Raw genomic sequence first — 15,623 nt, 5'->3', positions numbered from 1 at the left:
CTGACGAAATCCGCCGCCTCACCAAGCCTCGTCTCCTGCTTAGCTCGAGCCCCACATTCGTCAAGGGCTCCGGGCAAGCGCCGTGGCGCCTGTCCGGCGCTCACACAGGAGATTGCATGAACGCCAATCCGAAGTTTCTGTCCGCGGACGCCCATGTCGACGCCGCTGCCGTCGCCCCGCTGCCCAATTCGCGAAAGGTTTATGTAACCGGCTCGCAGCCCGACATCCGCGTGCCGATGCGTGAAATCACGCAGGCCGACACCCCGACCGGCTTCGGCGGCGAAAAGAACCCGCCGATCTACGTGTACGACACGTCGGGCCCCTACACCGATCCGGACGCGAAGATCGACATCCGCGCCGGCCTGCCGGCACTGCGCCAGCGCTGGATCGAAGCGCGCGGCGACACCGAGGTGCTCGACGGCCTGTCGAGCCGGTACGGCCTCGAGCGCGCGGCCGACCCGGCCACCGCCGATCTGCGTTTCCCGGGCCTGCACCGCAACCCGCGCCGCGCGCAAGGCGGCAAGAACGTCACGCAGATGCACTACGCGCGCCAGGGCATCATCACGCCGGAAATGGAATACATCGCGATCCGCGAGAACCAGCGCCGCGCCGAGTACATCGAGAGCCTGAAGTCGAGCGGCCCGAACGGCGCGAAGCTCGCCGCGATGATGGGCCGCCAGCACCCGGGCCAGGCGTTCGGCGCCGCGGCCTTCGGCGCGAACGCGCTCGCCGAGATCACCCCCGAGTTCGTGCGTGACGAAGTCGCGCGCGGCCGCGCGATCATCCCCGCGAACATCAACCACCCGGAATCCGAGCCGATGATCATCGGCCGCAACTTCCTCGTGAAGATCAACGCGAACATCGGCAACTCGGCCGTCACGTCGTCGATCGGCGAGGAAGTCGACAAGATGACGTGGGCGATCCGCTGGGGCGGCGACACGGTGATGGACCTGTCGACCGGCAAGCACATCCACGAAACGCGCGAGTGGATCATCCGCAACAGCCCGGTGCCGATCGGCACGGTGCCGATCTACCAGGCGCTCGAAAAGGTCAACGGCAAGGCGGAGGACCTGACCTGGGAAATCTTCCGCGACACGCTGATCGAACAGGCCGAGCAAGGTGTCGACTACTTCACGATCCACGCGGGCGTGCGCCTGCAGTACGTGCCGCTCACCGCGAACCGGATGACGGGCATCGTGTCGCGCGGCGGCTCGATCATGGCGAAGTGGTGCCTCGCGCATCACAAGGAAAGCTTCCTGTACGAACACTTCGAAGAGATCTGCGAGATCATGAAGGCGTACGACGTGAGCTTCTCCCTCGGCGACGGCCTGCGTCCCGGCTCGATCTACGACGCGAACGACGAAGCGCAGCTCGGCGAACTGAAGACGCTCGGCGAGCTCACGCAGATCGCGTGGAAGCACGACGTGCAGGTGATGATCGAAGGCCCCGGCCACGTGCCGATGCAGTTGATCAAGGAGAACATGGATCTCCAGCTCGACTGGTGCAAGGAAGCACCGTTCTATACGCTCGGGCCGCTGACCACCGACATCGCACCGGGCTACGACCACATCACGTCGGGCATCGGCGCCGCGATGATCGGCTGGTTCGGCACCGCGATGCTGTGCTACGTGACGCCGAAGGAGCACCTCGGGCTGCCGAACAAGGACGACGTGAAGGAAGGGATCATCACGTACAAGCTCGCCGCGCACGCGGCCGACCTGGCCAAGGGTCACCCCGGCGCGCAGGTGCGCGACAACGCGCTGTCGAAGGCGCGTTTCGAGTTCCGCTGGGAAGACCAGTTCAACATCGGCCTCGACCCGGACAAGGCGCGCGAATTCCACGACGAGACGCTGCCGAAGGATTCGGCGAAGGTCGCGCACTTCTGCTCGATGTGCGGCCCGCACTTCTGCTCGATGAAGATCACGCAGGACGTGCGCGAGTTCGCGGCGCAGCAGGGCGTGTCGGAAACCGAGGCGCTGAAGAAGGGGATGGAAGTCAAGGCGGTCGAGTTCGTGAAGACCGGCGCCGAGATCTATCACCGTCAGTAAGTCGGCAAGCGAACGCGGCGGTCCGCACGGACCGCTTCGCTTCGTGAAGCACGGCAGAAAGCCCGCTTTCGAGCGGGCTTTTTTGCGCGCACGCATCCCGCGCGCACGCATCCCGTGTACCCGCCGGCGCACGGGAAACAATTGATTACGAAACCGCTCGAGCCTTAACAAGTCCTTACAACCGCCGCGCGGAACGACGCGTAGATTGATTGCATGCGCGGCCGTCAGGCGGTCGCGCGACCTCCGTTCACTACCACAAGGACAACGATCATGAACCATTCGATTCGGCGTTTTGGGGTATGCGCGCTGCTCGTCGCGACGGTGGCCAGCCTCTCGGCCTGTGATTCGATGACACGACGCCAGCGCGATACCGCGATTGGTGCGGGTGTCGGCGGCGTCGCCGGCGCGGCGATCGGCGGCAACGCGCTGTCGACGCTGGGCGGCGCGGCAGCCGGCGGCATCATCGGCAACCAGGTCGGCAAATAAGCCGGCCGGCTTATCCGGCTGCCGCGCGGCGCGCGGCAAGCTCCGGCCTGACGGCGTTTCCGCACGGCGGAAACGCCGTTTTTCACATGCGGCGCCGCAACACGCCGCAGCGGCCCGGAAATGATCCGTTACCGTTTAGCGCATCTTGTCATCCCCGGGCGGCCTAAGCTTTAAGCATCTGCCGATTGCCGGCTCCGCCGGAGAGACATCATGAACAGGACCCTCGTCGCCGCGGCGCTCGCGTGCACGACGCTCGCCGGCTGTTACTACCCTTACGGCTACTATCCGTCCGGCTATTACACGGCGGCGCCGGTGCAGCCCGCGCCCGTCTATGTCGATCCGGGCCCCGCGTACTACTATCCGGCCCCCGCCTATGCCCCGGCCTGGGGTGGCTACTGGGGCCCCGCGGTGTCGCTCAATTTCGGCTTCGGTGGACGCGGCGGCTGGCGCCATCATTGAACGGCCGCCCAGGCCGGCCGTCCGGCCGGTTCGCGTCGGGGGCGAGCGGATTTCCCGGTTCTTGCCGGTTCTTGCCGTTTCATCCGATCGTGAAACGATGGCACGGGAGCGCGGTGTAAGATTCTCCGCATCCCGTCCCCTCGCCCGCCACGCTCGATGTCACCCAAGAACGCCTTTCTGCTGACCGTCCTCGCTGCCCTGTGGGGCGCGTCGTTCCTGTTCATCCGGATCGGCGTCGCCGACTTCGGTGTCGCGCCGCTGATGGCGCTGCGCGTTGGAATCGGCGCGCTGTTTCTCGCAGGCTTCGCGCTGACTCGCTTCAAGCCCGCCGAGCTCGGCGCGCAGCTACGCCGTCGCGCGTGGCCATTGTTCGTCGTTGGCGCGCTGAACTCGGGCATCCCGTTCTGCCTGTTCGCGTTCGCCGAACTGACGCTGTCGGCCGGCGTGACGTCGGTGATCAACGCGACGACACCGCTGTGGGGCGCGCTCGTCGCCTATGTTTGGCTGAAGGACAAGCTGTCGCTGCCGCGCGCGCTCGGCCTCGTGATCGGCTTTGCCGGCGTCCTCACGCTCGTGTGGGATCAGATCGCGAACGCGCACGGCAGCACCGGCGCCAACGCGACCGCGCTCGCCGCCGCCGCCGCGCTCGGCGCGACGCTGCTGTACGGCATCGCGGCCAACTACACGAAACGCACGCTCAGCGGCGTCGATCCGCTCGTCAACGCGACCGGCAGCATGATCGGCTCGACCGTGCTGCTGCTGCCGTTCGCGATCGCGACCTGGCCCGCGGCAGCCGTCGGCGCGCATGCATGGGGCGCCGTGCTCGCGCTCGGCATCGCCTGCACGGGGATCGCGTATTTCATCTTCTTCTACCTGATCGCGCATGTCGGCCCGGCCCGCGCGATTACGGTGACGTTCGTGATCCCGGTGTTCGGCCTGCTATGGGGCGCGCTGTTCCTCGGCGAACACGTATCGGTCGTGATGATCGAAGGCTGCGCGATCGTGCTCGTCGGCACCGCGCTTGCCACCGGCGTGATCAAGCGGATTCCCGGGCTCCGCCCACGCGGCGGCGAAGCGGCCTGAGCGGCGGGCAGGGCCGGCACCCCGCCGGTGCGGGCTCCCCGCGACGCGCCGGCCGCCGATGCTCCAGCGCCGCGCGTCGGCCGGTGCGCGACGGCGCATCTCGAGTTTCGCCTGATGCCGATGCAGCCGCCCGGCTTTGCCGCTCTCCCGCATTCTTCGCACGCGATGCACGCGGCACACGCGACGCTGTCGCCGCATACGCGACCGGTGGCCCTTGCGTGTCGCGCTCCCGGGCGGAATGCCCCGTCCAGCCGTCGGTGTAGCGTTTGCGTCTGGAGTTACCCTGATACGCGCGCCGCGCCATTCCCGTTACACTCGGATCACTCATCCGCAGAAGGCGGTTACGATGCACCACGTTCTCTCGCGTCCACCTGTGCGTGCGACGGTTTCTGCGTGGCGCGCACGATACCGCCCCCCGATCGCCCCAGGGCATCGTTGACATGAAGCCCTCCCGCGACCTCTCGCTCGATTCCCTGCTCGAACGCCTCACGCCGACGCCCAGCGGCTGGATCGCCACGTATCGCGAGACGACGCTGCGCAGTGTGTTTCAACCCGTGCTGTCGATCACGCACAAGCGCGTGGTCGGCTATGAAGCGCTGCTGCGCGTCGTGGACGAGAACGGCACGCTGGTTTCGCCGGTCGCGCTGTTCGACAGGACGCGTGCCGCTGCCGACGCGTTGCTGCTCGACCGGCTCGCTCGCTGCCTGCATACGGCGAACTTCGTTGCGCAAGGCATCGGCGACGGCTGGCTGTTCCTGAACGTGACGCCGCGCGTGCTCGATTCGGGCCTCGTGCAACGCGAATTCGTCGAGGCGCTGTGCCGTCATTTCGCGCTGCCGCCGAACCGCATCGTGCTGGAAGTCGTCGAGCAACCGGCGCGCGATGAAGCCGCGCTCGCCCGCACGATCGACATGATCCAGCATCGGGACTTCCTGATCGCGATCGACGATTTCGGCACCGGGTTCTCGAATTTCGACCGCGTGTGGCGCGCACGGCCCGATATCGTCAAGCTCGATCGATCGCTCGTCGAACGCGCGAACGCGTCGGCCGACGATCGCCGCATCATGCATCACCTGGTATCGATGCTCCATCAGGCCGGCGCGATGGTGCTCGCCGAGGGTGTCGAAAGCGACGACGCGCTGCAGACGCTGATGGAAGCCGATATCGATTTCGTCCAGGGCTTCCAGTTCGGCCAGCCCGATGCGTCGATCGCGCACGCGAGCGCCGCGGCGCCCGCGATGCTCGACGCCGCGTGGCAACGCTTTATCGCCCGTCGGCATACGCCAGCGATCGCCGAGCAGCCGGGCTTCGACGCGATCGAGCGGCTCGTGCTCGCCGGCGCGGCCGCATTTTCCGCGAGCGGCAGCCTGCAGGACGCCGCGCAGCGCGTATTCGTGGTGCCGGCCGCGCGCCGGGTGTTCGTCACGGACGAGATCGGCGAACAGTTCCTGCCGTCGATCGGCGCGCGTCCCGAGGACGGCCAGACGAGCGGCACGCGGCTCTCGCCGCTGTTCCCGGAGACGCACAGCAACTGGTCGCGGCGACCGTACTTCCAGCGCGCGATCGCGGCGCCAGGGCGCGTCGCGCTAATGGGTCCGCACTTCTCGCTGACCGAAGGCCGCGATTGCTACACCGCAGCCGTCGCGATTCGCGCGCAAAACCGTCTCGTCGTGTTCTGCGTCGACTTCGTGCTCGACAGTGCGGGCACCGTGATGCGGTAGCGCATATTGCCGCACGACGCCGCCCGCCATGCCGGCCGGTCGGCCTTTTCTTTCGTCAGTCGATCACCTTCCCTCTTCCGGACTTCACCACGCTGCGGCGCGACTTGTGTTCGAGCCGCCGCTCCTTCGATGCGCGTGTCGGCCGTGTCGCGACCCGCGCACGCGGCGTGTACGCGACGCTGCCGATCAACGCATCGAGCCGCGCGAGTGCTGCGTCGCGGTTTTTCTCCTGGGTGCGGTATTCCTGTGACTTGATCACGACGATGCCGTCGCGCGTGATGCGCTGGTCGGACAGCGCGAGAAGCCGTTCCTTGATGACGGGCGGCAGCGACGACGCGCGGATGTCGAAACGCAAGTGAATCGCGCTCGACACCTTGTTGACGTTCTGGCCGCCGGCACCCTGCGCGCGCACGGCAGTCCATTCGACTTCGGCCGGATCGAGCGTATAGCGGATCATCATCGCGACGTCTCCTTGCGGCGCCGCGCGAGCGCCTCGTCGACGCGGGCCGCAAGGCCCGAATCGCGTTGCGTACGTGTCGCGACTGCCTGCGCCAGCACGCGCCGCGGGCCGATCACCTGCACGCGCGTGCGCGCACGCGTGACGGCGGTGTAGACGAGTTCGCGCGTGAGCACACGGCTGAACGACGCCGGCAGCACGAGCGCGGCCTCGTCGAATTCGGAGCCCTGCGACTTGTGGACGGTCAGCGCAAACGCCGTCTCATGCGGCGGCAGCGCCGCGGGCGACACGGCGCGCGCGGTGCCGTCCGCGCGGCGGAACCATACGCGCAGCACGCCGTGCGCGTCCGGCAACGCGATGCCAATGTCGCCGTTGAACAGTCCGAGCGCATAGTCATTGCGCGTCACCATGATCGGCCGGCCGGTGAACCAGTGTGCGCCGACCGCGAGCGGCACGCGCACGGCATGCCGCACGTGCGTGGCCACCAGTGCATTGACGTGCTCGGCGCCGCGTGAGCCGGTGCGCGTCGCGCACAGGATCCGGAAGCGGTTGAGCGCATCGAACAACGGCAACGGATCGGGCTGCGGCCCGGACAACGCGGTGCGCAACGCATCGATGTACGCACCGAACCGGCGCGCGAGCCGCTCGACCGTCGACGCCGCAAGCGTCTCGCCCGCGTCGTCGTGAAACGACGCGGCAGCGGCATCGTCAGCCGGCAACGCGTCGAGCGCGCCCTGCACGTCGCCGCGGCGGATCGCGAGCGACAGGCGGCCGATTGGCGAATCGAGACCGAAGCGGTAATTGCGTTCGAGCCACACGACGCAGTCTGCGAGCGGTGCGGGTGACGGGGCGGCGATGTCATCGGCTCGCGTTGCAGCGGTCGACACCCGCGTTGCCGCCCCTCCCGCATCGGCCGGATCGATCGGCGCGAGCTCGACCGCGTCGAGCCACGCGAGTTCGTCGGCTTCGATCCATGCAGGATCGGTGGCTACGGAGGTGCCTTCGAGGTCAGCGGGTGCAGGTGACGACGAAGCCGCCGGGGAAACCACTTCGTCCTGCGGGTCGTCGTCGAACAACGACGCCTGGCGCGTATCCACGTTGCGCCGCGCCGGTGGCTTGCGCGCCGCGTTCGCCGACAATGGCGCAGACGCCGGGGGTTGAGCCGCAACAGCAACCACCCCCGCCGCCTCGCCGTCCGGCACCGGCAAGGCCGCGACGAAAGCCGCTTCGTCGATCCCGAGCGCATCCGCGATGCGCGTGCGCGCAGCGGCGGTGAACGTCGGCCGTGCGCTGAGTTCGGCGAACACGGCGCCGGCCTCGACCGCGGCAAGCTGATCCTTGTCGCCGAGCAGCACGAGCCGGGCGCCCGGCGCGAGCGCATCGAGCAGATGCGCGGCGAGCGCGACGTCGATCATCGACGCCTCGTCGACCACGATCAGGTCGTACGGCAACGGATTGTCGCGATGATGGCGGAAGCCAGCCGCCCCGCCGCCGCCGAGCAGGCGATGCAGCGTGTACGACGTGTCGGGCAGGCGCGCGGCAAGTTCCGGCGGCAGGTCGCCCGCCCGCGCGTGCAGCGCTTCCTGCATCCGCTGCGCAGCCTTGCCGGTGGGTGCCGCCAGCGCGATGCGCAATCCCGGCTGCGCGTCGAGCAGACAAGCCAGCACGCCGACGACGGTCGTCGTCTTGCCGGTGCCGGGGCCGCCGCTGACGATCGTCACGCGTCCTGTCAGCGCAACGATCGCCGCGACGCGCTGCCAGTCCACTTCGCCCGTCGCGGGCCCGAAGTAACGAACGAGACTGTCGCGCAACCGGTCGGGCGACAGCACGTCGCCCGGTGCGGCGACGCCGGCCTGCGCGACGAGCGCATCGGCGAGCCGACGTTCGTAGTCGAAATAACGCGACAGATACAGATGGTCGTGCCGGTCGACGATCAGCGGCCGCTCGTCGCCGCGCGCGAGCGTGCCGAAGGCCACCACGCCGCTCGCGGCAAGCGCTGCGCGCACGTCGTCGACCGGTTCCTCGTAGCGCTGCGCGAGCGCGCCGAGCGACACGCATACGTGGCCGCCCGCGGTCGCCCGGCTCGTCGCAAACGCGGCACGCGCCGCCCAGCGCGCAGCCGCGGCCGGCGCACCCGCGCGGCGCGACAGGTCGCCGATGCGCCGCGCGAATCCTTCCGCGAGCGCGATGCCGAAATCAGCCGGCTCGGGCAGGCGCGCAACGAGGCCGCCGGTGAATTCGAGCGTATCGTCGGACACGTTCATGCGCGGCTCCCTTCCATCATCCGGTCGAGCGCGTCGACGAGTTCGCGCGCCGGCCGCCGCACATGCACGCCGGCCGGTTCGCCGGCACTGCGCCAGTCCGGCCGCACGCCACGCACGAACAGGTACAGATAGCCCGCGATATGCGTGTCGTAGTCATAGTCGGGCAGCCGCCCGCGCAAATAGCGATGCAGCGCAACCGTATAGAGCAGCGCCTGCAGGTGATAGGCATGATTGGCCATCGCGACGTCGAGCGCACGCGGGCCATAAGCGTCCGGCGTATTGCCGAGATGGTTCGACTTCCAGTCGACGATCCAGAAGCGGCCTTCGTGTTCGACGATCATGTCGATGAAACCCTTGATGAAACCGGCGAGCACACCCGCGTCCAGCGCAACGTCCGGATAGCCGTGCGCGACCAGCAGCCGACGCAGCGCGCCCAGCTCGAGCGACGGCGCCGGGAACAGGAAACCCATTTCGTCGAGCCGCTTGGCGGGATCGAGATCCGCGAGCCGCATGCCCGGCACGAGCTCCGTGCGAACGACATCGTCGACGAGCCGCGCCATCATCGCGGGCAGGCGCGTCGCGAGTTCGGGCTCGGCCTCGACTGGCCGGTCGTGCAGCGCGCCGAGCGCCGCCTGGTGCCACGAATCGGGCTCGGTGAACCGGCTGAGTTCGAACAGGCGGTGCAGACACTCGCCCGCTGCCGCGCCGCGCGGAAACATGAGGATATCGTCGTCCGGCGGCTCGACCTCGACCGCGACGGTGTCGGCCACGGCAAGCGCGCCGTCCGGCGCGACGGCGGCAAGCGCATCGTGATCGGGCCGCAGATCGTCGTCCGGCACGACCGCGACGCCCACCTCCTCGCGCGCCATCGACGCGGTCAGCGAACTGAAGCTCGCCATCCGCCACGCGTCGCGCAGCACGCGCGTCGCATGGCGTGCGGCGAGCGTCTGCGATGCATCGTGGCCGGCAGCCAGCCGCTCACGGCGCGCCGGCACCGGCAACGGTGCAACGCTCACGGGCCCGCCCGCGAGCGCTTGCCACGCGGCGTCGAGCGCCGCTTCGTCGGGCGGCTCGTCGAGCCACGCGTCGAACGACTGGCCGGCCCCGGCCACGAGCCAGTTCAGCACGCTGCGCCGCGCCTCGCGGGTCGAGCGCGACGACAGATAAGGCCCGGCGACGAGATAGCACCGATAGACCGCGCGCGTGAGCGCCACGTAGACGAGCCGCGCGCGTTCCGCCGCCTGTTCGCGCAACGCCTGGCGCGCGGCATGCTCGGCTGCTTCGTCGTCGCACCCGTAATGCAGCACGGCGTCGCCCGCATCGTCGTGATACTCGCGCGCGTCGGGTAGCGCCGACGCGGGCGGCTCGCGCAGCCCCCCGTCGTTCAGGAACGGACAGAACACGACCGCATATTCGAGGCCCTTCGACTTATGCACGGTCACGATCTGCACGAGGTTGCGATCGGATTCGAGACGCAGTTGCGCTTCCTCGCCGCCGCCGTCGAGCCGTTGCGCGGCGAGCCAGCGCAGCGTCGGCGCGATGCCCGGCTGCGCGGACGCACGCGCCTGCGTCAATTCGGCCAGGTGGTTGATGTCGGTCACGCGGCGTTCGCCGTCGGCGCCGGCCATCAGCCGCTCGGCGACCCGCAGCTCGCGCGTGAACGTGCGCCACATCACCGCGAAGCCGCGTTCGCGCCACAACAGCCGATAGCGCGAGAAGCGCTCGACCCAGCTCATCGCGTCCGCACCGTCGGCCGCTGCGCGCGACACATCGCCGTCGCCCTGCTCCATCCGCCACAGCGCCCCCGCATCGAGGCCGAACCAGTCGGCGGCCAGCGCCGCACGCAAGCGCCGCAGGTCGCCCGGCGCATCGATCGCTGCAAGCACGCGCTCGAGCTGCTCCGCATCGCCGGTCGAAAACACGGACGCCTGCGCGAGTTCGACGCTGCCGATGCCCCACGTGGCGAGCACGCGTTTCACGAGGCTGCCCTGCCGGTGCGTCTGCACCAGCACCGCGACGTCGCCCGGCGACAGCGGCGTATCGCCGAGCCGCACATGTCCTTCGCGCGCGCCGCGCATCAGCCGTGCGATCTCGGCCGCGCACGCCTGGGCGGCCTGTGCCTGCGCGTCGCGCTTGAGCAGCGTGCCGTCGCCGCCCGGCAGCGCCCAGATCCGGAAATCGCCGGATGGGCCAGGATCGGTTCCGTCGACGAACGGTGTGCGCACGCGCGTGCCGGCGCGCACCGCGTAATAGTCGAGCCCGTCGAGCACGAACGCACGCGGGTTCGACATGAAGAAGCGGTTGCACGCATCGACGATCGCCGGTGTCGAGCGCTGGTTGACCGCGAGCGTGTAGCACGCGCTCGCGCCTGCCCGCGCGGCGAGATACGTATGCAGATCCGCCGCGCGGAAGCTGTAAATGGCCTGCTTCGGATCGCCGACGAGAAAGAGCGGCCCGCCCGGTGCGAAGATCCTGTTGAAGATCGCGAACTGCAGCGGGTCCGTATCCTGGAATTCGTCGATCAGCGCGGCCGGATAGCGCGCGCGCAGCGTCTCGGCGAGCCACGGATGCACGTGCAACGCGTGATACAGGTTCGCCAGCAGATCGTCGAACGACACGACGCGGCGCGTACGCTTGCGTTCGGCCAGCTCGCCCGGCGCTGTGTCGAGCCAGTCGGCGACCAGCGCGAGCCAGCGCGCGCGTTGCGCGGCCTCGGCGGCGGCCACCGCCGCTTCGAGCGCGTCGGCCACGTCGAAGAACGGGTGTTCGGGGGTCGCGCCGCCCTTTTTCGTCGCCTTCGCGAGCGCGGTGCGGGTGAGCTTGAGCGCCGCCTTCGGTATCGCGGCAGCCGCGTTGCCTTGCGCGAAATGCGCGGACCACGCGCCGAGCGCATCGGCAACCGCGTCGAGCTTGTGCGAACGCTGATTGAGCACGGGCTGCGCGGTGCGCAGCAATGCGTCGATCGCATCCCGCTCGTCGGCCCACATCCGCGCGGCCTCCGCGAAGCATTCGACGGCAGCGGCCTCCGCCGATGCGTCCGGTTCGACGACGCCGTCCCAGCGCAGCGCGGCGAGCGGCTTCTTCAGCCGCCGCGCGAGCTGGGCGTCGAGCGCGGCCGGGCCCGCGCCCGAATCGACGAGCCACGTCGCGAAGCCGGGCCAGCGCGCGGCCATCGGCTCGACGCGCGTGCGCCAGAAGTCCGCCGCGAGCTCGAAGCGCAGCGCCGCATCGTCGGCCTGCATCTCGAACGCGAACGGCATCGCGGCCGCGAACGGTGCCTCCTGCAGCGCACGCTGGCAGAACGCGTGGATCGTGTGGATCGCCGCCTGGTCGAATGAGCGCAGCGCTCGCCGGATCCGCTTCGCGGCGGTCTCGGGGTCGAGCGCGCCGGCTTCGCCGAGCGTCGTCTCGAGCAGGCGCGCGACGAACGGATCGCCGCCGTCGTCATCGGTATCGAGCGCATGCGCGAGTTGCGCCAGCCGCCCGCGGATCCGCTCGTGCAGTTCGGCCGTCGCCGCCTTCGTGAAGGTCACGACGAGGATTTCGTCCGCGCCGAGATCCTTCTCCAGCAGCAGGCGCACGTAAAGCGCGCAAATGTTCCACGTCTTGCCGGTACCGGCCGACGCCTCGATCTGGTTGACGCCGTCGAGCGGACACGCGAACACGTCGAGTTCGAGCGCCGCCTGCGGCTGGGATGCGGCGCTCATGCGACCTCCTTCAGATGTTCCAGCATCGGCTCGAACACGAGCCGGGCGAGCGTGCCGAACGGCTCGTCGAGCGACGGATGTGCGCCGCGCCACGCGATCGCGATCGCCGGATCGTCGGCTTCGCTCACCACGCGCTCGTTGATCCAGACGCTCGCGGCCTTCGCCTCGCCGTCGGAAATGCGCGCCCACGCACTGCGCGGGAAGAACCGCAGCGGCATGCGCCGCCCCGCGCGAAACAGCGCGGCGAGCGGCGCGAGGCGCTCGAGCGGTGCCGCGACCGGCGTGAGTTCGAACGCGCCGCCGCTGCCGAACCACAGCGTGCGGCGCGGGCCGTCGGGCTCCACCGCGCAGTAGACGAGGTGCGCGAGCCACGCGGACAGGTAGTCGCGCGCGCTCGGCCGTGCATAGCGATAGATGATCTGGCCCGCCGGCGTCAGCCGGTTCAGCGTGCCGTGCAACTCGAGCGGCGCGCTCACCGCATCGCCCGACAGCATCGCGTCATCGGCACCGAACAGCGCCTGTTCGGTGTCGGGCCATGCAGGCGCGATCGCGAGCGTGAATGGCCGCCGTTCCATGCCGTCGGCCAGCGCACGCCGCACGTTCGACGCAAGCTGCGTCATCGAGCCGAGCGCCTGGTCGCGCCAGACGGCGCCTGTCGCGCCGCCCGGCAGCTCCGGGCTGGCGTCCGCGATGCGCAGCGCGTGATCGTGCACGCCGCCTTCATCCGATTCGATCAAAAGCGGCAGCAGGCGCTCGGCGAGCGCGTCGCTGCCCGCGAAGTCGAGTGCGAACGGCTCCGTATCGAGCAGTTCGGCCTGCGCGTCGGCCAGCACGATGCCGAGCCGCGCGCGCAGCAGCGCGCGGGCCGGATGCCGCCAGAACCGCTCGAATTCGCTGAACGCGACGGGTTCGACCGGCTCGGCCGGCAGCGGTTGCGCGAAGAACGGCTGCTCTTGCGTGGCATCGCGTGCGGCTTCGGCTGCCAGCAGTGCCGCGAGCGTCGCGCGCTCGGCGTCGTACGAAGCCAGTTCGCTGCCGGGCCGGAAATATTCGGCCGCGAACGGTTGCAGCGGATGTTCGACGATGAACGCGCGCCGCGCGGCATCGACGGCGTCCGGCGGGGCGTCCGCGCCGGCCGTGACGAGCGCGAGATGGTCGAGCAATTCGTCGACGAGCGCCGCGGGCGGCAACGGCGCGTTGTCGCGAATGCTGCGCCCCGTATAGGCAATCAGCAGCCGGTCGCGCGCGGCGAGCAGCAGGTCGAGGAACAGGTTGCGTTCGTCGTCGCGGCGCTGCCGGTCGCCGAGCTTCGGCAACACGGCCATCAGGTCGAACTCGTCCGCGCGAGCGAGGCTCGGCAGCACGCCGTCGTCCATGCCGAGCAGGCACACGACGCGGTATGGCAGCCCGCGCAGGCTCGTCAGCGACGAGAACGTGACGCCGCCCCACGGCACCCCGCCGCGCGCCGGATCGTCAAGCGCGGCTGCCAGCCCCGCGCGTACGACGGCCGCGGGCAAGGCTTCGTCGGGCGCGCCTTCCGTCATCGCGGCGAGCATCGCGTCGAGCGCGTCGCGCACGCCCGACAGCGCATCGGCATATGCGGCACCGGAGTCGAAGAACCGCGCGAGCGTGTCGGCGAACAGTTCGCTCCAGGCGCGCGGCGTGTGCGCGTCGGCGAGCCGTCGCGAGAAGCCGTCGAGATCGTCCGTGAAGCGCGCGAGCCGGCCGAGCAGTTCGGCCTCGCTGCCGGTCGCCGCCTCGATCGGCAGCCACGCGCCGACCGGTGCCGCGCCTTCGGGCATCGCATAGCCGAGGAAGAGCCGCGCGAGCGCATCGGAAAACGTATGGCGCGGCGCAGGCACCGCCGCATCGTCGCTCACCGTCGGCGACAGCCCGCGCCGCGCGCCTGCGGCCGCGAGCCAGGTCTGAACCGTCTCGAGCGCGGTTGCGTCGATGCCGTAACGGGCCGCCACCGCGTCGACGCGCAGCCATTCGACCAACTCAGGCGCGCCGACCTGCCGCTCCGGCAACGCGAGCCATTCCAGCAGCACGCGCGCGACCGGGTTCGCCTGCGACGGCGGCAGGCCGGTGATCCGGTAAGGCACGCGCGCGCCGCCGGCGCCCGCCGTTCCGAACACGGCATCGATCAGTGGCCCGGCCGCCGCGAGATCGGCGACCGCCACGAGCACATCGGACGGCTGCAGTGTCGCGTCCGCATCGAACCACGCGAGCAGGCGGTCATGCAGCACCTCGAGCTGGCGCGCGAGGCTGTGGCACACGTGCACCTCGATCCCGCGCTCGGCCGGCGCTTCGCCGAGCTCGGCCTCCGGTTGCAGGTCGAGGATGGCGTTCTGCACGCGCGCGAGCCAGGTCGGCGCGGGATTCCCGACGAAACGCGACGCATCGCCTGACGCGGCGCTTTCAGTCAGTTCGTGCAGCATGTGCAGCTGCGCCTGCGTCTGCCGGCCCCACTCCGCGAGCAGGGGATGGCCGACTTCCTGATAGTCGAGCCGGCCGGCCGCATCGAGCGCTTCGGCATGCGCGGCGGTGACGATGTCGAACCAGAATTCGCGGCACGGATTGAGCGCATAGACGCGCACGTCGATCCAGCGCGACAGCTCGCGCAGCAACGCGACGTGCAGCGGCGGCATCGTCGGCAGCGCGAACACGCTGACCGATTCCGGCCAGTCGGCACGCGCGACGGTCTCGAGATCGAGGTTGCGCGCCTCCACGAGGAAGCGATGCGCGGGTGGCGTGCCGCTGTCGCTCAGCTCCGCGAGCAGCGCACGCCACAGCGCCGCCTGCCAGTGCTCGTCGTCCCGTGCGGCATCGCTGATTCCGCGCGGCGCGGCGTCGCCCGCGAGCACCGACTCGCCGGCCTGCCATGCGGCCAGCCATTCGGGCCGATAGGTCAGGTAATGATCGAGCACGGCCGCGACGCGCTGTGCGAGCTCGTAGCGCATCGCGTCGTCGGACGCCGACAGATACGCAGCCAGCCGCGGCGACGCGAGCCACGGCGCGCTGCCCGCGCCCTGTGCGAACAGCCGGTAGCAGCGCCACACGAGGCGATCGGGTGCGAACGGCGAGCGCGCGGGCACCGTCAGCACGCGGCCGATCTGCGCCCACAGCCACTGCGCGAGATACGTGAACTCGACGTTCGCGCACACGCCGTGGCGCGCGGCGATGTCGAGTTCCAGACGGCGGCGAAGCGCCGCGCTCGGTACGATGACCTGTTGCGGCGCCCACGGGCCGTTGCGGGCCGGGAACGCGGCCAGGTCGTCGAGCAGCGCGTCGGCCAGCGTTTCGTGACGGTTCGAATAGAAGAGATGGAGCATGAAGCGGGTGTCGGAGTCTCGCGCCGGCCAGGCCGTGCGAACGGGAGCACCAAGGATAGCAAA

At 69.7% G+C, this 15,623-nt stretch carries 9 protein-coding genes; 5 read left to right on the top strand and 4 right to left on the bottom strand.

What is annotated here, in order from left to right:
- The first annotated feature begins 116 nt into the window (after positions 1-116).
- The 5 genes from thiC (at position 117) to LGM71_RS03255 (ending at position 5,797) form a co-directional block, all read left to right on the top strand.
- Positions 117-2,048, top strand: a complete 1,932-nt coding sequence (gene thiC, locus LGM71_RS03275; protein WP_226114002.1) for a phosphomethylpyrimidine synthase ThiC — start codon at positions 117-119, stop codon at positions 2,046-2,048.
- Positions 2,049-2,318: 270 nt separating this feature from the next.
- A complete protein-coding gene (locus LGM71_RS03270) occupies positions 2,319-2,534 on the top strand; it encodes a glycine zipper 2TM domain-containing protein (protein ID WP_059449419.1) in 216 nt (71 codons plus the stop codon).
- Positions 2,535-2,744: 210 nt separating this feature from the next.
- Positions 2,745-2,993: a hypothetical protein gene (locus LGM71_RS03265; RefSeq protein WP_059603438.1), complete on the top strand. Its 249-nt coding sequence runs from the start codon at positions 2,745-2,747 to the stop codon at positions 2,991-2,993.
- 156 nt (positions 2,994-3,149) lie between these two features.
- Positions 3,150-4,076, top strand: coding sequence for a DMT family transporter (locus tag LGM71_RS03260; protein ID WP_124623206.1), 927 nt, complete (start codon positions 3,150-3,152; stop codon positions 4,074-4,076).
- A gap of 440 nt (positions 4,077-4,516) precedes the next feature.
- Positions 4,517-5,797, top strand: coding sequence for an EAL domain-containing protein (locus tag LGM71_RS03255; protein WP_059603432.1), 1,281 nt, complete (start codon positions 4,517-4,519; stop codon positions 5,795-5,797).
- A gap of 55 nt (positions 5,798-5,852) precedes the next feature.
- Here the strand turns inward: LGM71_RS03255 and arfB are convergent, their stop codons facing one another.
- From arfB to recC, 4 genes are read right to left on the bottom strand one after another with little or no spacing between them, the layout of a single operon-like run.
- A complete protein-coding gene (gene arfB, locus LGM71_RS03250) occupies positions 5,853-6,257 on the bottom strand; it encodes an alternative ribosome rescue aminoacyl-tRNA hydrolase ArfB (RefSeq protein ID WP_059603429.1) in 405 nt (134 codons plus the stop codon).
- Positions 6,254-8,518, bottom strand: coding sequence for an AAA family ATPase (locus LGM71_RS03245; protein ID WP_226114001.1), 2,265 nt, complete (start codon positions 8,516-8,518; stop codon positions 6,254-6,256). The genes arfB and LGM71_RS03245 overlap by 4 nt, the downstream gene beginning before the upstream one ends.
- Positions 8,515-12,225, bottom strand: coding sequence for an exodeoxyribonuclease V subunit beta (gene recB / locus LGM71_RS03240; RefSeq protein WP_226114000.1), 3,711 nt, complete (start codon positions 12,223-12,225; stop codon positions 8,515-8,517). The genes LGM71_RS03245 and recB overlap by 4 nt, the downstream gene beginning before the upstream one ends.
- Positions 12,222-15,560 carry an exodeoxyribonuclease V subunit gamma gene (gene recC, locus LGM71_RS03235; protein WP_226113999.1) on the bottom strand — a complete coding sequence of 1,113 codons (3,339 nt, stop codon included), beginning with the start codon at positions 15,558-15,560 and terminating at the stop codon, positions 12,222-12,224. The genes recB and recC overlap by 4 nt, the downstream gene beginning before the upstream one ends.
- Positions 15,561-15,623 lie beyond the last annotated feature (63 nt).

Source organism: Burkholderia sp. AU33545 (assembly GCF_020419685.1).
Lineage (GTDB): Bacteria > Pseudomonadota > Gammaproteobacteria > Burkholderiales > Burkholderiaceae > Burkholderia > Burkholderia diffusa.
The sequence above is the reverse complement of the archived record's forward strand: the minus strand, read 5'-3'. Positions and strand labels throughout refer to the sequence as shown.